Source organism: Halomonas getboli (assembly GCF_023094245.1).
In the GTDB taxonomy this organism is placed as follows: domain Bacteria; phylum Pseudomonadota; class Gammaproteobacteria; order Pseudomonadales; family Halomonadaceae; genus Halomonas; species Halomonas getboli.
This window is the reverse complement of sequence record NZ_JALMEW010000004.1, coordinates 205002-224706: the sequence shown is the minus strand read 5'-3', so window position 1 is coordinate 224706 and position 19705 is coordinate 205002. Positions and strand designations below refer to the sequence as shown.

Genomic DNA, 19705 nt, shown 5'->3' with positions numbered 1-19705 from the left:
GGGTTTTTATTTGTTTTTCTTCCAGGCGCGAAGCGCCGCTCTTCCTGCTTCGAGCTTACAGCTCTGAGCCGGCTCAGTCCCGCAGGCTGATGATCCGCCAGCCGCGCTGCTCGGCGGTCTGGCGCAGCGAGGCGTCGGGATCCACGGCCACCGGGTGGTCGACCTGCTCCAGCAGCGGCAGGTCGTTGTGGGAATCGCTGTAGAACCAGGCGTCGTGCAGGGAGGCGTCCCGCTCCTCGAGCCACTGTGCGAGGCGCGTGACCTTGCCTTCGCGGAAGCTGGGCACGCCGCTGACGCGCCCGGTGTAGCGGCCATCGACCATCTCGGGCTCAACGGCGATCAGGTCGTCGACGCCCAGGCGTTCGGCGATGGGGCCGGTGATGAAGCGGTTGGTGGCGGTGACGATCAGCAGGGTGTCGCCGCTGGCCCGGTGGCGAGCGATCAGCTCCTCGCCGTGGGGCAAGATATGCGGCTCGATCTTGCTGGCCATGAACTGCTGGTGCCAGGCCGTCAGCTGCGCCGAGGAGTGCTCGGCCAGCGGCTTGAGGGCCACCGCCAGGAACTCCGCCATGTCCAGGGTGCCGGCTTCGTAGTCGGCCATGAAGCGGTCGTTGGCCTCCTTGTAGGCCACCGGGTCCACGGCGCCCTGCTCGAGCAGGAACTCGCCCCAGGCATGGTCGCTGTCGATGGAGAGCAGGGTGTTGTCCAGGTCGAAGATGGCGAGGCTCACGGCTTTCCTCTTGTTGGTCGTGGCGCGCGCCGCTGTCCCGGCGCGTCGGTGGCGATGTCTCGTCGAGCCCGGAATTATGGCAGATGCGCCCGGCCCCTACGAGCGCGGCCCCCATTGGCGTATTGATACGCTTCACGGCCTTGTGGAAGAATGCAGTGAAGACTGGATTCATAAGGTGAAGTCCGTGATCGACGCAGATGGCTTTCGCCCCAACGTTGGCATCATCCTCGCCAACGACGAGGGGCAACTGCTATGGGCGCGTCGGGTGGGGCAGAATGCCTGGCAGTTTCCCCAGGGAGGCATCAAGGCGAACGAGACACCGCAACAGGCACTGTTTCGCGAACTTTACGAGGAGGTCGGCCTGACGGCCGACGACGTCGAGGTGCTTGCCTGTACCCGAGGCTGGTTGCGCTACCGCCTACCGCGCCGCATGGTGAGAACGCGTTCACGCCCGGTATGCATCGGCCAGAAACAGAAGTGGTTCCTGCTCAGGATCCGCTGCGGCGAGACCCGCATCAGCATGGATGGCGGTGCGGCCAAGCCCGAGTTCGATGGCTGGCGCTGGGTCAGCTACTGGTATCCGCTGGGCCAGGTGGTGCCCTTCAAGCGCGAGGTCTATCGGCGCGCGCTGCGTGAACTGTCGCCGCGCGCCCAGCGCCTGGCCCTGGGGCATGGCTGACGCCACGACACGCGCCGGGGACGGCCCCGGCAACACCCTCAGCGAGGCATGACAACAATGGACAGCAAGACGCCGATGCTCGAGGTGCTGCGCCGCATCATCCTGGAGGTCAACGGGGCTCGCAATCTGGACGCCGCCCTGTCGACCATGGTGCGGCGCATCCGCAAGGCCATGCGCACCGACGTATGCTCCTTCTACCTCTTCGATACCCAGCTCGATCGCCTGGTGCTGATGGAAACCATCGGCCTGCGCACCCAGGCCGTGGGCCACGTGAGCCTGCCGGTGGGCGAAGGGCTGGTCGGGCTGGTGGCCCAGCGGGAGGAGCCTCTCAACCTGGAAGATGCCCGCGCCCATCCCTTCTTCCGCTACTTCGAGACCACCGGCGAGGAACGCTACTCCAGCTTCCTCGGCGTGCCGATCATCCACCAGCGTCGCATGCTCGGCGTGCTGGTGGTCCAGCAGTCCGACAAGCGCCGCTTCGACGAGGCCGACGAGGCCTTCCTAGTGACCATGGCCGCCCAGCTGGCCGGTGTGCTGGCTCATGCGCTGGCTACCGGCAGCCTGACCCGACCGTCGCTGCCCGGCGGCCAGGCCACCTTCACCGGGGTGGCGGCCTCGCCGGGCATGGCCATCGGCGAGGCGGTGGTGATCGCGCCGCCGGCCGACCTCGACAGCGTGCCGGACCTGATTCCCACCGATGAAGAGTACGAGATCGCGCGGCTCAAGGAGGCGATCGGCCGGGTGCGCGACGAGATACGCGCCGCGGGCGAGCGCCTGGCCAACCGCATCTCAGCCCAGGAGCTGGCGCTGTTCGATGTCTACCAGCAGATGCTGGGCGAGGCGGCGCTGTCCCAGGAGGTGGTCAAGCGCATCCGCGAGGGGCAGTGGGCCCCCGGCGCGCTGGCCGACGTGGTGCGGCGCCACGTGCAGTACCTGGAGCGGGTGAACGATGACTACCTGCGCGAGCGGGCGGCCGACGTGCGCGACCTGGGGCGGCGCGTGCTCGCCCACCTTCAGGAAGACACCGCCTCGACGCCCGCCGTCTATCCCGATCATACCGTGCTGGTCAGCGACGAGATCAGCGTCGCGATGCTCGGCGAGGTGCCGCGGGACAAGTTGGCCGGCATCGTCTCGGTGCGCGGCTCCAGTACCTCCCACGTGGCGATCGTGGCGCGCGCCATGGGCATTCCCACGGTGCTGGGCATGGTCGACCTGCCGCTGCCGCGGCTCAACGGCGCGCGGCTGGTGCTCGACGGTCATCGCGGGCGGCTGTTCGTGCGCCCGAGCCCCGATATCGAGAGCCACTACGAGGGCCTGATCGAAGAGGAGCGGGCGCTCGCCGAGCTGCTCGAGCACGAGCAGGACCTGCCCAGCCGCACCCCGGATGGCCACGACGTGCCGCTGCTGGTCAACACCGGCTTGGCGGTGGATGCCATGGCATCGCTCAAGTCGCGGATCGGCGGGGTGGGACTGTATCGCACCGAAGTGCCGTTCATGATCACCGAGCGCTTTCCCGGTGAGCAGGAGCAGACCAAGCTCTATCGCGAGCAGCTCGAGGGCTTCGCCCCGCTGCCGGTGGTGATGCGCACCCTGGACATCGGCGGCGACAAGGATCTGCCGTACTTCCCCATCGAGGAGGCCAATCCCTTCCTCGGCTGGCGCGGCATCCGCGTGACTCTCGATCATCCCGAGGTGCTGATGGTCCAGCTGAGAGCCATGCTGCGGGCCTCCCAGGGGCTCGACAATCTGCGCATCCTGCTGCCGATGATCACCAACGTCGACGAGGTCGACGACGCCCTGCGCCTGCTGGAGCGCGCCATCCGCGAGCTCGGCGAGGACGGCGTCGAGGTGGCCAGGCCCAAGGTGGGCGTGATGCTGGAGGTGCCGGCGACGCTCTACCAGCTCGATGCGCTGGCCGAGCGGGTGGACTTCTTCTCGGTGGGCAGCAACGACCTGACCCAGTACCTGCTGGCGGTGGATCGCAACAATCCGCGGGTGGCGGATCTGTACGATGCCTGCCACCCGGCGGTGCTTTCGGCCATGGCGCGCCTGGCCCGCGAGGCCACGGCGCTGGAGATGCCGATCTCGGTGTGCGGCGAGCTGGCGGCCGATCCGGCCGGAGCGCTGCTGCTGATGGGCATGGGCTTCGATGCGCTGTCGATGAACGCGCCGAGCCTGCCCAAGGTGCGTGCCGCCATCCGTCGCGTCAGCCAGACCTCGGCCCAGGCGCTGGTCGATGAGGTGCTGACCGAGTCGTCGCCGGTGGGCGTGCGGCGGCGCCTGGAGGGGCGGATGCACGAGTGGGAGCTCTCGCACCTGCTGCCGCCCAAGGACGCCTGAGCGCTCAGCGCCGCGAGACGGCCGCCAGGGGCGGCGTCACGAGCGTCTCCCGACGCTCGCCCAGCGCGATGCCGTTCGGCCCGAAGCGCCGCTCGCCCAGCGTCAGCCGGCCATCGGCGTGCCACTCCAGCCAGCTGGTGGCCCGAGTGCCATAGTCTTCACCGACGATGAACGCCGCCGAGAGGCGGCGTTCGAGTTCCTGCCCCACGCCGGTGTCCGGCAGATGGGCGTCCTCGGCCTCGCGGGGGTCGGCGAAGCTCGCCAGGGCATCCTGCGGCCAGCGGCCGTCTGTCAGGCTGTGTTCGAGTCCGCGGCGCGCGGCGACCAGCTTGGGCCAGGGCGTGTCCAGCTCGGCGTTGGAAAGGCCGTGCAGACCGGCGCCTAGGCGCTCTAGCTGGATGCCGCCGCGGCCGCGATGCAGGTACCAAAGCCGTCGGCCGTCGCCGGCCAGCAGGTTGAAGCCGGCATAGCGGCGGGCCTCGCCCGCGGCCAGCTCGCGCAGCCAGCCGGTCAGATCGTCGCGTTCGAGGGCCGAGCGCACCAGGGCGCCGCGGCTCGTCGCCCGTTCGGGCATCGGCAGGTCGGGATCGCGCACATTGGTCACGGCGGCGAAGCGGCCACGCCGGTGAGCGGCGAGCCAGCCACCACCGGCTTGAAGATCGCGGCCGCCGACGATGCCGGGGGCGTCTTCCCAGGCGCCCATCGGCGCCGTCGGGCGGGCGTGGAATTCGTCACGGTTGGCCACCAGTCGCAGGACGATGGGGCCATCGGGGCGGTGGTCGAGGGCGATCAGACACATGGCGCCAGCCTACCCCGCCCGCCGAGGCTCGGGAAGCCCCGTCATGACAGGGATGGCCCGGCATCGTACACTCTGCTGACGCCAATCGACGCGGTACAGGGATGACAATGAGTGTCGAGAAAGACAAGGAGCGGGCCTGGTCACGTCTGGTCACGCCGATACTGTGGCCGGTGCTGGTCCTGCAGGTGGTGCTGGTCGGGCTATGGCTGATCGTAGGGCTGAGCGGCCGCTGGCTGGTGCTTTCGCCGGCGTCCTGGGGCGACACTGTCTGGTGGCTGCTGGTGCTGGCGATCGGCAGCGGCCTCAATGTGACGGCCTTCCTGATGCTGCTGCGCCAGCGTATCCGCAGCGAGGAGGCCCGGGTCGAGGCGGCCTTCGCCCGGCTGGGCGAGCGGCTGCGCGCCGGCGGTGGCGACGATGCCTCAGGTGCCGGTCGTCTGGACGCAACCCATCTTCCCCTCGAGCGGCGGTTGGAGGCCGTGGCGGAGAGCTGCGATGCCATGGCCAAGCGCTGGCAGGCCGAAATCGAGGCCGTGCGCGGCGTGGAGCGCCGCCTCAATGACGATCTTCAGGCCCAGCGTGGTCAGCTGATGCGCCTTGAAACCGGTCGCGTGCGCGCCCAGGAGGAATCGCGGCTCAAGTCCGACTATCTCAGCCACCTGCAGCAGATGCTGCGTCCGCTGATGGACGCGGTGTCGGAGGTGCTGCAGGGCGAGCGCTGGAAGCGTCCCGACGGGGATGATGAGCGCGCGGCCATCGAAGGGCTTCAGGAGCGGCTGGCGGAAACCGCGGTGCTGCTGGAGAACCTCGGCGATGCCGACGCGACGGGGGCGCCCACGGGGCCGCCGGCCACGGTGCGGGTGCTGGTGGTTGACGACGGCCCGGTCAATCTGATGCTGGCGCGCAAGGTGCTGGAGGGGCAGGGCGTCGAGGTGGTGACCGCCACCAGCGGCCGAGAGGCGCTGGACAGCCTGGAGACGACGGCCTTCGACCTGGTGTTCCTGGATATCTACATGGCCGACATGGACGGCGTGGAGACCTGCCGCGCCTGGCGCGCCCGTGAGGCCGAGCGGGGCGACGGTGCGCGCAGCGTGATGGTGGCACTGACGGCCAATGCCGGCGAGGCGGACCGCCAGCGCTTCCGCGAGGCCGGCATGGATGACTATCTGGCCAAGCCTTATCGCCCCCAGGACCTGCTGGATCGCGTCCATCACTGGCTGCCCGGTCGTCTGCTCCGGGAGAACGACGCATGAGCGCGCTGCTGATCTGGATGGGCTATCTGCTGCTGGGCGGCCTGGCCGGGACCCTGGCCGGGCTGTTCGGCATCGGCGGCGGACTGGTGATCGTGCCGGCGCTGGTATTCGCCTTCGACCTGCAGGGCCTGTCGCCGGACGTCGTCATGCACCTGGCGGTGGGCACCTCGCTGTCGACCATCGTGGTGACCGGCGCTTCCTCGGCCTGGGGCCACTATCGACGCGGCAGCGTCCAGCGCGACTGGTTCCTGGCGCTGTTGCCGGGGCTGGTGCTGGGGGCGATCGCCGGCGTGTTCGTTGCCGGCAGCCTCTCCGGTGGCGCGCTGGGTACGCTGTTCGGCGTCTTCCTGCTGGCGGTGGCCGCCAAGATGGCGCTGGGGCGCGGCCCCCGACCGGGGCAGCGGCAGCCCGGGCGGGCGGCCATGGGGCTGGCCGGTGTGGTGATCGGCGGCGTATCGGCGCTGTTCGGCATCGGTGGCGGCACCCTGAGCGTGCCCTGGCTGACTCGCTGCGGGGCCTCGATGACCCGCGCCGTCGGCACCTCCTCGGCCTGCGGCCTGCCGATCGCGGCCTTCGGGGCGGTGACCTTCATCGTCGTCGGCTGGGGCGAGCCCGGGCTGCCGGCCGGCGCCATGGGCTATGTCATGGTGCCCGCCTTCCTCGGCATCGTGCTCGCCAGCGTGCCCTTCGCCCGGGTCGGCGTGAAGCTGGCCCATCGCCTGCCCGCGCGCCTGCTGCGTCTGGCTTTCGCCGGCCTGCTGGTGGCCGTCGGCCTCAAGTTCCTGATATGACCCGGCCGCGAACGGCGGCCGGCGGCTGACGTCTTACCCCTGACGCTCTTACGCCTTACGCCTTAACTCTTTAACTCCTGACCGTATCGTTCGAGGACTCCATGCTGCGCTATCCCGATATCGACCCTGTGGCCATCTCGCTCGGGCCGCTCCAGGTTCACTGGTACGGCCTGATGTACGTCATCGGCTTCATCGCCGCCTGGTGGCTGGGGCGCCGCCGCGCGCCCCGCATCGGCCTGAACGGCGACGACGTGGGCGATCTGATCTTCTATGCCGCGCTGGGCGTGGTGCTCGGCGGCCGGCTGGGCTATGCGATCTTCTACGGCCTCGATCAGTGGCTCGCCGATCCGCTGTGGATCTTCCGTGTCTGGGACGGTGGCATGAGCTTCCACGGTGGCCTGATCGGCGTGCTGCTGGCCTCGCTCTACTTCGCGCGCAAGAAGCGGCTGGCCTTCTTGGCGCTCACCGATTTCGTCGCGCCGCTGGTGCCGATCGGCCTGGGGGCGGGGCGCATCGGCAACTTCATCAACCACGAGCTGCCCGGGCGCGTTACCGACGTGCCCTGGGGGCTGGTGTTCCCCGGCCAGGGGCCGGAGCCGCGTCATCCGTCGTCGCTGTACGAGGCGGCGCTCGAGGGCGCGGTGCTGTTCGCGGTGCTGTGGTGGGTTTCGTCGACGCCGCGTCGGCGGGGGCTGATGTCCGGCCTGTTCCTGACGCTCTATGGCATCTTCCGTATCGGCGTGGAGTTCGTGCGCCGCCCCGACCCGCAGCTTGGCTTCATCGCCTTCGGCTGGGTGACCCAGGGCATGCTGCTGTCGCTGCCGATGATCGTCGCCGGCGTGGCGCTGATGGCCTGGTCTCGCGGCCGGCCGGTGGATGCGAAGGTGTGAGGTGTGGGGGTGAGGTGTGAGGTGTGAGGTGTGAGGCGTGAGGGGCGGGATGGGCGACTCACGCCTGGGCATGTAGAATGTATGGCCCATTTTCAGCCGTCGACCATGCCCGTGACCGCCACCGCTTCTCCCGCCCTCGAACAGCCCTATCTGGACCTGATGCGCGCCGTGCTCGATCACGGCGTGGAGCGTGACGACCGTACCGGCGTCGGTACGCGCTCGCTGTTCGGCCATCAGATGCGCTTCGACCTGTCTCGAGGCTTTCCGCTCGTCACCACCAAGAAGCTGCACCTGCGCTCGATCATCCACGAGCTGCTGTGGTTCCTGGCCGGCGACACCAATATCGGCTACCTCAAGGATAACGGGGTGCGCATCTGGGACGAGTGGGCCGACGAGAACGGCGAGCTGGGCCCGGTCTACGGCTATCAGTGGCGCAGCTGGCCGGACCCGCGCGGTGGCCACGTCGACCAGATCGCTAATCTGCTGGAGCAGATCCGCACCAATCCGCGCTCGCGGCGGCTGATCGTCTCGGCCTGGAATCCGGCCCTGGTCGACGAGATGGCGCTGCCGCCGTGCCACTGCCTGTTCCAGTTCTATGTCGCCGACGGCAGGCTGTCCTGCCAGCTCTACCAGCGCAGCGCCGACATCTTCCTCGGCGTGCCCTTCAATATCGCCAGCTACGCGCTGCTGACGCGGATGATCGCCCAGGTCGTGGGCCTCGAGCCCGGCGACTTCGTGCACACCCTGGGCGATGCTCACCTCTATCTGAATCATCTGGACCAGGCCCGGGAGCAGCTGTCGCGCACGCCGCGCCCGGCGCCGCGCCTAGTGCTGGATCCGAGCGTCACCGATCTGTTCGATTTCCGCTTCGAGCACATCGCCATCGAGGACTACGATCCGCATCCCCACATCAAGGCAGAGGTGGCCGTATGAACGACGATACGCTCGTTCCGGTGGCGATGATCGCCGCGCTGTCCGCGAACCGCGTCATCGGCGTGGACAACCAGCTGCCTTGGTACCTGCCCGAGGATCTCAAGTTCTTCAAGCGCATGACTCAGGCCAAGCCGCTGGTCATGGGGCGCAGGACGTTCGAGTCCATCGGCCGGCCGCTGCCCGGGCGGCTCAATATCGTGGTCACACGCGACGCCGGCTTCAGCCCCGACGGCGTGCGCGTCTGCCACGACCTGGACGCGGCGCTGGCGCTGGCCGATCAGCAGGCCACCATCGACGGCGTCGACGAGATCATGGTGATGGGCGGCGGGCAGATCTACGCCCAGGCGCTGCCGAAGGCGAGCCGGCTCTATCTCACCGAGGTGGCCGTCGAGGTGGAAGGCGATGCCCGCTTCCCCGAGCTGGACGAGGCCGAGTGGGAAGAGTGCCAGCGCGTGCCGGGCCGTCCCGCCGAGGGGCAGCCGGCCTATGACTTCGTGCAATACCGCCGCCGGGGTTTGCCAGACGCATCCGAGTGACACAGACTGACGACTGGCGGCGCCGGTCATATGGAAAGCGGCTGCGCCTGTATCCAAAGAGGTCGTCCTTATCCCGGGCATGCATGGAGGATCCGGAGTTGATCGATGAACGCCCCCGTCGTCTCATGACGGCCCTGGAATCTCGCCTCGATGCCTTGCTCGAGCAACGCCTCGAGCAGCACGTTCAGTATCAGGCCCTGCAGAACCGGCTGGCCGAGCTGGAGCAGGGGCGTCAGGCCCTGGAGGCGCGCAACGCCGAGCTGCAGGCGAGGGCGGAAGCCGGCCTGTCGCAGCGCGATGAGCTGGAAGGCCGCCTCCGGGCGCTGGAGGCGAAGCTGGCCGAATCCGAAGGGCTGCGGCTGGAGCTCGCCGAAGAGAACCGCGAGCTCGACGAGCAGAACCGCGAACTCGAGGCCCACGCCCATCGGCTGCAGCAGCGGCTCGATGACAAGGCGCCGGCGGAGCCGGTCGCGGCACCGCATCGACAGGCGCGTGGCCTCTCCGCGCTGATGGGCCATCATCGCGCTACCGTGCCCGAGCAAGAGGCCGCGACCGAGCAAGAGCCCGTGGCTACGGAAGAACCTGCGGCCGCTGAACCGGCCGCGGCCGCCGGGGCGCAGAGCGATCTGCCCATCGGCGAGGCGCCGTCGCCCCAGGCGCTGCTGGCCCAGTGGTATCAGCGCTACGGCGATGCCTTCTTCAAGGGGCATACCCGGCCGCTCAAGGTCGGCATCCACGAGGATCTGAATGCCCTCGAGCCCTGGCCCGAGAAGCTGGTGCGCCGCGCGCTGGCCTGCTACGTCAATTTGCCGCGCTATCTCAAGTCGGTGCGCGAAGGCGCCGAGCGCATCGATCTGAACGGGGCGCCCGCCGGCATCGTCGATCGCGGCGCCGCCGATCATGCCCACAAGAAGCTGGAGCGTCTCCAGGCCGAGCGCCAGCGCAAGGGAAAATCCGCCAGGTCCCAGCGGCCGCGCAAGCCGCGCGCGGAGCGGCGTGACGCGTCATCGGAGCGGGTCGCGGCGCCTTCCGATCTCCCTTCATCATCATCCCCCTCGCAGGCCGTCGCCGCCGAGCGCGCCTCACCGGACGAGCCTGCCGACGACCGTATCCAGCGCAAGCTCGGTGAGCTGATGGCGCGCCACAACGGTCGTTGAAGTCGTTCCCGTTAGCGTTGACGGAGGAGGCGCATTCCTCCGTTTGTCTGACTTGAAAGCGTCATATCCCCCGGGCATGATGAGTCTGCTCATCGCTACCGAACACTGTTTTAGTGCATGGTGAAGCGCACGCGGCGCAGCGGCGTTGCGGGTCGCTTGGCAGAGGTGGCGGCGGAGAGCCGCCGTGAGGCGCCTCGGCCGCGATCGTGGCGGGAACGCGCGGTGATAGGGTGATGTGACGAAGGAAAACAGTGTTTTTTTCTTGTTGCGCTCTCGTAAATCCCGGTATAGAGTTCCTTCTGCGAGCATTGGACTATAACAAGGTTTCGCCGTGGTCAGGCTCGCTGCTGCCGCTCCCCGCGAGGGATCGAGCAACAACGAGAACCGGCACCAAGACCGGCAAACCGGCCGCAAAGACTCGAAAAGAGCGCGCGGCAATCGATCGAAACAGCAAGCTAGTCAAAAGGATTATCGCAATGAAAAAGACACTGTTAGCGACTGCCATCGCCGGTGCCATGGCCGCCTCCGGCGCCCAGGCCGCCACCGTCTACAACCAGGACGGCACCAAGCTCGACATCTACGGCAACATCCAGATTGCCTATGTCAACACCAATGACTCCAATGGCGATAGCACAGACGAAATCGCCGATAACGGTTCTACCTTCGGCTTCGCCGCCGAGCACGTTATCTACGACGGTCTGACCGGCTACCTGAAGCTCGAGTTCGATGACTTCAAAGCCGACGAAATGAAGATTGCTGGCCGCGACAGCGGTGACCAGGCCTACGTCGGCCTGAAGGGCAACTTCGGTGACGTCCGCCTGGGCTCCTACGATCCGCTGATCGATGACTGGATCCAGGATCCGATCACCAACAATGAATATTTCGACGCTACTGATTCCAGCGGCAATATTCTGAATGTCGGCACCAACGATCGCGAAGGCGACAAGGTCACCTACACCACTCCGTCTTTCTCCGGCTTCCAGTTCGCCATCGGTACCCAGTACAAGGGCGACGCCGAGGAAAACGAGTTCACCGGTACTCTGGGCAGCGGCGTGACCCACAAAGTCGAGGCCGACTCCAACGCCTCCGCCTTCGGTGGTGTGAAGTACGCCGCCGGCAACTTCTCCATTGCCGCGGTCTACGACAACCTGGACAACTACGACGGCAAGCTGGTCAGCGTCACTGACAGCGACGGCGATCCCGTTGTCGTGGACGACCCGAACTTTGATCTGGGCGACCAGTACGGCGTGACTGCGCAGTACACCTGGGAATCCCTGCGCGTGGCCGTCAAGTACGAGCGCTTCGAGTCCGATAACGATCTGGTCGAAGACTCTGACTACTACGCCCTGGGCGCACGCTATGGCTACGGCATGGGCGACGTCTACGCGGCTTACCAGTACGTCGACGTGGGCGGCGGCGGCATCTCTGATATCGATGCCAACAGCCAGCCGAACGACGACGACAGCGACGACAATAACCGCAACGAGGTTATTCTCGGCGCCACCTATAACATTTCCGACGCCATGTACACCTGGGTTGAGGGTGCCTGGTACGACGCCGACAACGATGCTGGCGACGGCGTTGGCGTGGGTGTGACCTACCTGTTCTAATCCTGCCGGCAGGAGTATCCTGCGACAGGGTTGATATCGAAAGCCGATCCCCCGGGATCGGCTTTTTTCATTGGGAGCAACGAAAGACATAAGCGAGGTGTTATGAAACGGCCGATCGTGACCGCGGGCCTGCTGGCGCTGGGCGTGACTCTCACCGCCGCGCCGGCGCTGGCCAGCGAGATGGAAGAGCGCTTCCGCGAGGAAGGCAAGGGAATGGACCTGACGGGCTTTTTCAATGCCGAGACCGATGCCCATAGCCAGAGCTTCCTGTTCGGTAGCGTCAATGAACACGCCTTTACCGTGACCGAGGCGGGGCGCTATCGCTTTACCAGCCGGGTAACGGCGGGCTACTCCGATGACTATCGCATCGCCGCCGTGCTCGAGAACGAGAACGGTGAAGTGATCGCCCGCAGCGAGGCGATGGGGCAGAACGGCGGCCTGGAGATGCGCCAACAGCTGGCGCCCGGCGACTACGTGCTGCGCGTGGAAGCGCGGCGTTTCGGCACTCGTGGCCGCGCCGGCGACGGCTACTCGATCGACGTGGCCGGCCTGGATGAGCAGGGGCGCGTCATCGAGGACGGCGTCAGCGAAGGCGAGGGTATCTTCTTCACCGGCAAGAGCCGCGAGGGCGGTGACTCGGTCTTCGTGCGCGGCGACGATGCCGTGGCGACCCTGGGCGGTGGTGCTTCGGCACCCGCATCCGCTGAGGCGGCCAGCGCCTCGGGCAGCGCAGAGCCGACCCAAGCGGCCGCGCAGCAGGCATCGCCCGAGGCGCCGCAGCGGTCCGGCTTCGAGACCATCGTCACCGACGTCAAGATCCGCGCCCGCGGCGAGGTGCTGACCTTCAACGTGGCCGAGCAGGGCAAGGTCGATATCACCACCTCGACCTTCCCGACCGGCTACGAGGACACCTATCGCATCGAGCTGGAAGTGCTCGACGACGAGGGCCATGTGGTCGCCCAGGGCGCTGGGCAGGGCTTCGACGGCGACGTCGACATGACCACCGAGCTGGCGCCGGGCCGCTACCGCATCCGAGTGCAGGGCCAGAAGTTCGGCTCCGCGATGACGGGGGTGAACAACTACGAGCTGCGCATCGAGAAGCACTGAGGCGCTCGTGCAAGGGGAGCGCCATGCTCCCCTTGCGTTGATTCATGGGCGAATATCGCTCGAGCTCCCGTAATTGTTGCGGTGGGCTCGCACATATAATCCTTCTTTGATATAGCGGTAGTGTCGTTATCAAGGAAAGGTGTCCCTTGCGGTTCAGTGTTCCCCATTACGCCCGCCATGCGCTCTCCCTCAAGGGGCGCCTGATGCTCGGGCTGGTCGCGACCTGGCTGGTGGTGATGGCATTGCTGCTCGCCTTCGGCTGGCGAACCGGCGATGCCCTGCTCGAGACGTCCAGCAATACCCATCTGCGCTACGAGGCCGGGCTCATCGCCGACGACCTGACGCACCAGGTGCAGTCGCGCCTCGGTGCCCTGGAGCGTCTGGGAGCCGAGCTCGATGATGAACATGGCGCCGGCGAGGCCACCGTCCAGGATCAGCTACATCGCAACGGTGCCCTGCTGGAGTGGTTCGATTGGCTCGTCGTTATGGGAGCGGACGGTCGCTTGGCAGCGATGTGGCCGGAGAAGACGGATTCGCTCGGTGCCGATCTATCGTTCCGCGACTACTTCCGACAGGTGCGCGACTTCCGACAGCCCTACGTCAGCGAACCCTTCGTGTCGTTCATGAGCGATATCCCGATGGTCATGTTTACCGTGCCGCGGCTGGACGCGCAGGGGCATTTCCTGGGGGTGATCGGAGGTGCCATCAGGCTGAACGGCGATCGACTCTTCCGACGGCTGGATCGTCTGAGACTGGGCGAACGGGGCTATGCCAGCGTGATGAGCGTGGGCGGTACCTATCTCTATCATCCCGAGGACGACCAGGTACTGCGCACGATGCCGGAAGATGAGCTTAGCGACGCGCGGTCCCTGGCTCTGCTCGGCTGGGAGGGCGAGGCGCGTGAGCCTTTGGCCGATCACGGCATCGGTTACAGGGCCTATCGCCAGATCTGGCCGGCCAACTGGATCGTCAGCGTGACGCTGCCTCGCGATCAGGTCATGGCGCCGCTGGCGGGCTGGGCGCGGCGCCTGGGGTGGTGGTTCGTGCCGGTCGCCTGCCTGCTGCTGCCGATGATCGGCTGGGTGCTGTGGCTGACCCTGCGGCCGCTCATGCGCCTGGAGCGGCAGATCGAGCAGGTCGGCCGAGGGCTGCGCAATCGGGTGACGCTGAAGACCCGGATGCATGAGCTTCAGCAGGTCGCCGAAACGTTCAACCGCGTCGAGGTGGAGCGCAGTCAGGCACTGATCAGCCTGCAGCAGCGGCAGGCCTTCCTCGACGCGACGCTGGCCAGCTCGCCTGTCGGCATGTTCGTGACCGACACGGCGGGCAACATGACCTACATGAATCCGGTGCTGGTCGAGCTGACCGGTTTCACGCTGGCCGATGATGCCAAGAGGGAATGGGCGGCATACGTCCATCCCGATGACCGGGATACCCTGATGGAGCTATGGCATTACCGCATGGCAAGTGGCGAGAGTCTCAAGCAGCAGTTCCGCTATTGCCGGCTGGGCGGCGAGACGCTGTGGCTCGAGGTGCATGCGGGGCCGGTGGCCAATGGGGGAGAGGCGCTGGGCTTCGTCGGTACGGTGAAGGACATCACCGCGCGGCGTGAGGAGGAGGCGCTGCGCCAGTGGGAGGCCGAGCATGATCCGCTGACCGGCCTGCTCAACCGGCGCGGCTTCGAGCGTCGCCTGGAGGAGGCGCTGGCCGACTGGCGCAAGACGGGAACGCCGTCCTCGCTGATCCTGTTCGATCTGGATCACTTCAAGCCGATCAACGATGAGGGCGGCCATGCCCTGGGTGACGAGATGCTGAAGCGGATCGCCCAGGTGATCGCCTGGGAGGTGCGCGGCAGCGATCACGTGGCACGCCAGGGGGGCGACGAGTTCGCGGTGCTGCTGCCGAGCTGTACGCCGCAGCATGCCGAGAAGATCGCCCGGACCCTGGTCGATGCCGTGGGCAGTGTCGACGTCCAGCACGAAGGTCGAACGTATCGGGTCACGCTGAGCCTGGGGCTGACCAGCTTCCGCGAAGGCGATCAGCGCATCGCTGCCGTGATCGAGCGTGCCGATGCCGCCAGCTATCGCGCCAAGCGAGAGGGCCGCAACCGCGCCGTGATCTGCCACGGGGCGTCGGACTGAGATTTGTTCTTTAGCTAAAAATAAGCGAGTGAAGGGGTTGTGAGGTCGCCTCGGCGTCTCCATATCGTTGGACAATCGTGACGCGTGTTCGGCTTCCGCCGGGATGCCTGCGTCGCGACACCCCTCAACCGATTCTGTGCAAGGAGACGCGACATGTCCGTCGATACCCTGCTGACCCCGACGCGCCTCGGCGAGCTGACGCTGCCCAACCGCATTCTCATGGCGCCGCTGACCCGCGCCCGCACCCCGGACAGCGTGCCCGGCGAGGCGCAGCAGGCCTACTACGGCCAGCGGGCCGGGGCCGGCATGATCATCAGCGAGGCCACCAACATCTCGCCCACGGCGCGCGGCTATGTCTATACGCCGGGCATCTGGACCGACGAGCAGGAGGCCGGCTGGAAGGGCGTCGTTCAGGCGGTGCATGCCAAGGGCGGGCGCATCGCGCTGCAGCTGTGGCACGTCGGGCGCGTCTCCCACGAATGGGTGCAGCCGGACGGCCAGGCCCCGGTGGCGCCGAGCGCGCTCGACGCCGAAGGCGCGCAGTGCTTCGTCGAGTTTCCGGACGGCAGCGCCGGCCGCCACCCCACCAGCACGCCCCGGGCGCTCGAGACCGACGAGCTGCCGGGCATCGTCGAGGACTATCGCCAGGCGGCGCGGCGCGCCGATCGCGCCGGCTTCGACATGGTCGAGGTGCATGCGGCCAACGCCTACCTGCTCAACCAGTTCCTGGCCACCGGCACCAACCATCGCACCGACCAGTATGGCGGCTCGCTGGAGAACCGGGCGCGCTTCCCGCTGGAGGTCATCGACGCCGTCGCCGAGGAGGTCGGGCCGCAGCGCGTCGGCGTGCGTCTGACGCCCTTCATCGAGCTGTTCGGGCTCACCGACGACGAGTCCGAGGCCATGGCCCACTATCTGGCCGAGCAGCTGTCCGCCCGCGGCATCGCCTACCTGCATCTGAACGAGCCCGACTGGGCCGGCGGCGAGATCACGTTCACCGACGACTTTCGCCGTAGCATGCGCGAGCGCTTCAGCGGCAGCCTGATCTTCTGCGGCCACTACGACGCCGAGCGCGCCGAGCGCCTGATCGAGTCGGGCATCGCCGATGCCGTGGCCATGGGTCGGCCCTACATCGCCAACCCCGATCTGGTCGAGCGCATCCGCACCGGGGCGGCCCTGAACGAGCCGAATCCCGATACCTTCTACGGTGGCGGTGTCGAGGGCTATACCGACTATCCCTTCCTCGACAATGGCTACGACCGTCTGGGCAGCGAGGGCTGAGTCGCCTTGCCGGCCGTCGGCGTTTCGGCGTCGGCGGTCGGGACCAGCGGCGTGACATGTCGAGAAAAGAAAAGGGGGAGGGAAGCGTGGCGCCCCCATCAGGATTCGAACCTGAGACCTTCCCCTTAGGAGGGGGACGCTCTATCCAGCTGAGCTATAGGGGCGAAACGAGCGCTAGTATAAGCGCCTGAGCTGGCGAGATAAACCCGTCGCGGCGGTGCCGTGGCGGCGCCTTCCCGGGTAGAATGCCGGCATCACTCATGCGGATGAAGTGGCATGCCCGAGCCGTCCTCCTTTCTTTCCCCGGCGGGAGACCGCCACTTCGATGGCCTGGCCGACAAGTTCGCCGCCAGCCTCTACGGCGGCCTGCGCGGCGAGCTGCGCCTGGCGCTGCTCGACCGCCTGCTGCCCGAGATGCTCGACCTGAACGGCCAGCCGGCGCTGGAGGTCGGCGGTGGGCTCGGTCAGCTGGCCGGCTGGCTCGCCGAGCGTGGCCACGCCGTCACCCTGTGCGAGCCCGCCGACGAGATGCGCGAGCGGGCCCGGGAGGCCCTGGCAGGCCACCCGGTGCGCTTCGTCGATTCGCCATTGCAGACGTTGCCGGAGGCGGCGCCCGGCCCCTGGCCGTTGATCACCTGCCATGCGGTGCTCGAGTGGCTGGGTGATCCGCGGGCGGCGCTGGTCACCCTGGCCGGCCTGCTGGCCCCCGGCGGCCAGCTGTCGCTGATGGTCTTCAACCGCGACGCGCTCAGGCTCTCCAACGTGGTCAAGGGCAATCTCGAGAAGGCCCTGGCCGACCGGCTGGAGGGCAAGGGCCAGCGCAAGCGCCTGACGCCCATCTCACCGATGACCCACGACCAGATCGTAGCCTGGGCCGCCGAAACGGGGCTCGAGGTGCGCGCCACGGCCGGCGTGCGCGTCTTCCACGACTACCTGCGTCAGCCGCCGCAGACCGACGCCGAGCGCCGCGACCTGCTGGCGCTGGAATGGCAGTACTGCCGCGTCGACCCCCACTGGCGGCTGGGCCGCTACCTGCTCTACACCCTGATTCGCCCCGAGGAGCCCGTGCGATGACTGCCGAGACCCCCGTCTGCCAGCTGCTGCAGCGCCAGGACGCCGACTATCGACGCTGGCTGTGGGTAGCGCCGCCCCGTGATGCCTGGCTGGAGAGCGGCGAGGGCGTGCTGCTGGCCGCCGACCAGGCGGTGCTGACGGCCTGGCGCCAGTGCGGTCGCCCGGCGCTGTCACCCTTCGACGATGATGCGCCGACGCCGCCCGGCGTGGTGCTGTTCTGGCCCAAGGCCCACGCCCTGGGCGAGTGGTGGCTGCTGTGGCTGTGCGCGCGGCTGCCGGCGGGCACGCCGTTGCAGGTGGTAGGCGAGAACCAGGGGGGCATCAAGCGGGTGCTCAAGGTGCTGGCGGCGCTGGGCCTGGGCTGCCGCAAGGTCGACAGCGCACGGCGCTGCACCCTGTTCGCCTCGAGCCTTGACCGCGTCGCCCTCGACCCCGACGCCGCCTGGACCTCGTTCGAGGCGGAGCTCGGCAGCGAGCGGCTGACCCTGGCCAGCCACCCGGGCGTGTTCGGCCACGGCAAACTGGATGACGGCACCCGGCTGTTGCTCGAGCAGCTGCCCGGGGCGCTGCCGGCAACGGGCGAGGTGCTGGACCTGGGCTGCGGCGACGGCATCCTCGCCGCCTGGCTGGCGCGTCGCGGCCATGGGGTGACCGCCCTCGACGTCAACGGCTTCGCGGTCGAGGCCACGCGGCGCACCCTGGCCGCCAACGGGCTCGCCGGCGAGGTGCTGGCCGGCGACGTCTTCGACGGCCTCGACGAGCGTCGCTTCGATGCCATCGTCAGTAACCCGCCCTTCCATCAGGAGCGGGCCATCGACTATGGCCCGGCGGGGCGGCTGATCGCCGAGGCACCGAGGCACCTGCGCCCCGGCGGTCGGCTGGTGCTGGTGGCTAACGCCTTCCTGCCCTATCCCGATCTGCTGGAGCGGGCCTTCGGCGGCTTCGAGGTGCTCGCCGACGATCGGCGTTTTCGGGTCTACTTGGCCCGCGTCTAGGCGCGCTTCACGGACCACGCGATCACCAACGATGCGACCCACGCCCGCCGGGCGTCCCCGGCGGGCGTGGGTCGAGTGGTGTGATGGTGGGGCAGGAGCTTACTGGGCGACGCCTTGGCCGCTGGAGCCTTCCATACCGCCAGAGCCTTCCATGCCAGCGGAGCCCCCCATCTCGGCGGTGCCGCTCATGTTCCCCGAACCGCCCAGGCTCCCGGAGCCGGCCGTGCTGCCGCCGGCGTCCATGCCGGCCGAACCGCCCATCTGGCTCGAGCCGTTCATGCCGCCCTCGGCGGCGCCGGGCAGGGTCTGGCGGGCGGCCTCGTATTCGTCGCGGCTGAGGGCGCCGTCGGCGTTGGTGTCCGCCGTCTCGAGATCCATGCCGTCCACGGCGAGGGCTTCCTCGGCGCTCAGCACGCCGTCGCCGTTGAGATCCAGCCGATCGAAGGATGGCGGGTTGGCGACGGCGGCGCCGGCACCGAGCAGGGCGAGGGGAAGCAGGGTCGTCTTCAGCAGCGTCTTCATGGGATTCCTCCTGGAGTGCGTGCTTGGCGTGTCACGAGCCGATGGGCTCGTCTGCTTCCTCCCAAGCCAGCGCCATGCCAGTGCCATGATACTTCGTGCAAGAACAGACACTTGACTCAAGGTGCGTCGGATCGTGGCGAGCCTTCATGGTCGCGACGTGACCGCAATCGTTGGTCCCTGGCGACGGCGTGCCATTCATGTTCCGTTCAAGCGATTGATATGGAAGGCTTTATGGCTGTCGCCATCGCGCGTATGGCGAGCGGGAAAGAGCGGGCCGTTCAGGGCCGACGGTAGTCGATCTCGGTGATGAGATAGGTGCTCTCGCCGCCGGGCGCGGCCACCGTGACCTCGTCGTCCAGCGAGCGGCCGAGCAGCGCCTTGGCCAGCGGCGCGTCGACGCTGATCCAGTGCTTGCCGGTGTCGGTCTCGTCGTGGCCGACGATGCGCAGGCGCATCTCCTCGCCGTCCTCGTCCTCCAGCGTCACGAAGGCGCCGAAGAACACCCGCTCGGTGTCCTCGGGCAGCCGGTCCACCACCTGCAGCTCGTCGAGGCGCTTGGTCAGGTAGCGGATCCGGGCGATCACCCGGTTGAGCTCCTTCTTGTTGTAGGTGTAGTCGGCGTTCTCGCTGCGATCGCCCAGCGCGGCGGCCTCGCCGACCTTGGTCGAGAGGGCGGGACGCTTGACCCGCGACAGGTGGTCGAGGATGCCGCGCAGGCGCTCGGCGCCCTCGGCGGTGATCAGGTTGCTCTTGGGTTCCTGGCGCGGGTCCTTGGCGGGATCGCGCCAGCGGGTCATGTTGCGGCCTTTCATCGGCGGCGCCCTCCTGTGGATGCGAAGCGAAGGCCTCCATTGTGAGGCGAGGGAA

18 protein-coding genes and 1 tRNA gene are annotated in these 19705 nt (G+C 67.8%); 14 read left to right on the top strand and 5 right to left on the bottom strand.

Going from position 1 to position 19705, the window contains the following annotated elements:
• Positions 1 to 73 precede the first annotated feature (73 nt).
• The gene (locus MYL53_RS10390; protein WP_247853731.1) at positions 74 to 730 is read right to left on the bottom strand and encodes a histidinol-phosphatase; all 657 of its coding nucleotides are present in this window, start codon (positions 728 to 730) and stop codon (positions 74 to 76) included.
• 184 nt (positions 731 to 914) lie between these two features.
• Between MYL53_RS10390 and MYL53_RS10385 the strand changes: the two genes are divergently transcribed.
• Together MYL53_RS10385 and ptsP are read left to right on the top strand one after the other, a co-directional pair.
• Positions 915 to 1409, top strand: a complete 495-nt coding sequence (locus MYL53_RS10385; protein ID WP_035594262.1) for an RNA pyrophosphohydrolase — start codon at positions 915 to 917, stop codon at positions 1407 to 1409.
• A 75-nt stretch (positions 1410 to 1484) separates the two neighbouring features.
• Positions 1485 to 3749 (top strand): phosphoenolpyruvate--protein phosphotransferase, encoded by a 2265-nt coding sequence (gene ptsP, locus MYL53_RS10380; protein WP_247854021.1) that lies wholly within the window; start codon positions 1485 to 1487, stop codon positions 3747 to 3749.
• Positions 3750 to 3753: 4 nt separating this feature from the next.
• Here the strand turns inward: ptsP and MYL53_RS10375 are convergent, their stop codons facing one another.
• Positions 3754 to 4548: an NRDE family protein gene (locus tag MYL53_RS10375; protein ID WP_247853729.1), complete on the bottom strand. Its 795-nt coding sequence runs from the start codon at positions 4546 to 4548 to the stop codon at positions 3754 to 3756.
• 107 nt (positions 4549 to 4655) lie between these two features.
• Between MYL53_RS10375 and MYL53_RS10370 the strand changes: the two genes are divergently transcribed.
• From MYL53_RS10370 to MYL53_RS10325, 10 genes are all read left to right on the top strand, one after another.
• Positions 4656 to 5801 carry a response regulator gene (locus tag MYL53_RS10370; protein WP_247853727.1) on the top strand — a complete coding sequence of 382 codons (1146 nt, stop codon included), beginning with the start codon at positions 4656 to 4658 and terminating at the stop codon, positions 5799 to 5801.
• Positions 5798 to 6592 carry a sulfite exporter TauE/SafE family protein gene (locus MYL53_RS10365; protein ID WP_247853725.1) on the top strand — a complete coding sequence of 265 codons (795 nt, stop codon included), beginning with the start codon at positions 5798 to 5800 and terminating at the stop codon, positions 6590 to 6592. The genes MYL53_RS10370 and MYL53_RS10365 overlap by 4 nt, the downstream gene beginning before the upstream one ends.
• 101 nt (positions 6593 to 6693) lie before the next feature.
• On the top strand, positions 6694 to 7482 hold the full coding sequence (gene lgt / locus MYL53_RS10360) for a prolipoprotein diacylglyceryl transferase (RefSeq protein ID WP_247853723.1): 789 nt from the start codon (positions 6694 to 6696) through the stop codon (positions 7480 to 7482).
• Between the two features lie 81 nt (positions 7483 to 7563).
• Positions 7564 to 8415, top strand: coding sequence for a thymidylate synthase (locus tag MYL53_RS10355; RefSeq protein WP_282103477.1), 852 nt, complete (start codon positions 7564 to 7566; stop codon positions 8413 to 8415).
• Entirely contained in the window at positions 8412 to 8951 is a 540-nt protein-coding gene (locus MYL53_RS10350) for a dihydrofolate reductase (RefSeq protein ID WP_247853721.1), read from the top strand. Before MYL53_RS10355 ends, MYL53_RS10350 begins: the two co-directional genes overlap by 4 nt.
• A gap of 98 nt (positions 8952 to 9049) precedes the next feature.
• The gene (locus MYL53_RS10345; protein WP_247853719.1) at positions 9050 to 10108 is read left to right on the top strand and encodes a ProQ/FINO family protein; all 1059 of its coding nucleotides are present in this window, start codon (positions 9050 to 9052) and stop codon (positions 10106 to 10108) included.
• 476 nt (positions 10109 to 10584) lie between these two features.
• Positions 10585 to 11718, top strand: coding sequence for a porin (locus MYL53_RS10340; RefSeq protein WP_247853718.1), 1134 nt, complete (start codon positions 10585 to 10587; stop codon positions 11716 to 11718).
• A 102-nt stretch (positions 11719 to 11820) separates the two neighbouring features.
• Positions 11821 to 12825 (top strand): hypothetical protein, encoded by a 1005-nt coding sequence (locus tag MYL53_RS10335; protein WP_247853716.1) that lies wholly within the window; start codon positions 11821 to 11823, stop codon positions 12823 to 12825.
• Positions 12826 to 12971: 146 nt separating this feature from the next.
• Positions 12972 to 14966, top strand: a complete 1995-nt coding sequence (locus MYL53_RS10330; protein ID WP_345740370.1) for a diguanylate cyclase — start codon at positions 12972 to 12974, stop codon at positions 14964 to 14966.
• Between the two features lie 153 nt (positions 14967 to 15119).
• On the top strand, positions 15120 to 16247 hold the full coding sequence (locus MYL53_RS10325; protein WP_247853714.1) for an alkene reductase: 1128 nt from the start codon (positions 15120 to 15122) through the stop codon (positions 16245 to 16247).
• Positions 16248 to 16334: 87 nt separating this feature from the next.
• On the opposite strand, the gene MYL53_RS10320 is transcribed toward MYL53_RS10325, so the two are convergent.
• A tRNA-Arg gene (locus tag MYL53_RS10320) sits at positions 16335 to 16411 on the bottom strand.
• 112 nt (positions 16412 to 16523) lie between these two features.
• On the opposite strand from MYL53_RS10320, the gene MYL53_RS10315 reads away from it, so the two are divergent.
• A complete protein-coding gene (locus tag MYL53_RS10315; protein WP_247853713.1) occupies positions 16524 to 17321 on the top strand; it encodes a methyltransferase domain-containing protein in 798 nt (265 codons plus the stop codon).
• A complete protein-coding gene (locus tag MYL53_RS10310; protein ID WP_247853711.1) occupies positions 17318 to 18316 on the top strand; it encodes a methyltransferase in 999 nt (332 codons plus the stop codon). Before MYL53_RS10315 ends, MYL53_RS10310 begins: the two co-directional genes overlap by 4 nt.
• A 99-nt stretch (positions 18317 to 18415) precedes the next feature.
• Here the strand turns inward: MYL53_RS10310 and MYL53_RS10305 are convergent, their stop codons facing one another.
• Both MYL53_RS10305 and greB read right to left on the bottom strand, forming a co-directional pair.
• Complete coding sequence (locus MYL53_RS10305) at positions 18416 to 18838, bottom strand: hypothetical protein (protein ID WP_247853709.1); 423 nt, start codon at positions 18836 to 18838, stop codon at positions 18416 to 18418.
• Positions 18839 to 19116: 278 nt separating this feature from the next.
• On the bottom strand, positions 19117 to 19650 hold the full coding sequence (greB, locus tag MYL53_RS10300) for a transcription elongation factor GreB (protein WP_247853708.1): 534 nt from the start codon (positions 19648 to 19650) through the stop codon (positions 19117 to 19119).
• Between the last annotated feature and the right edge of the window lie 55 nt (positions 19651 to 19705).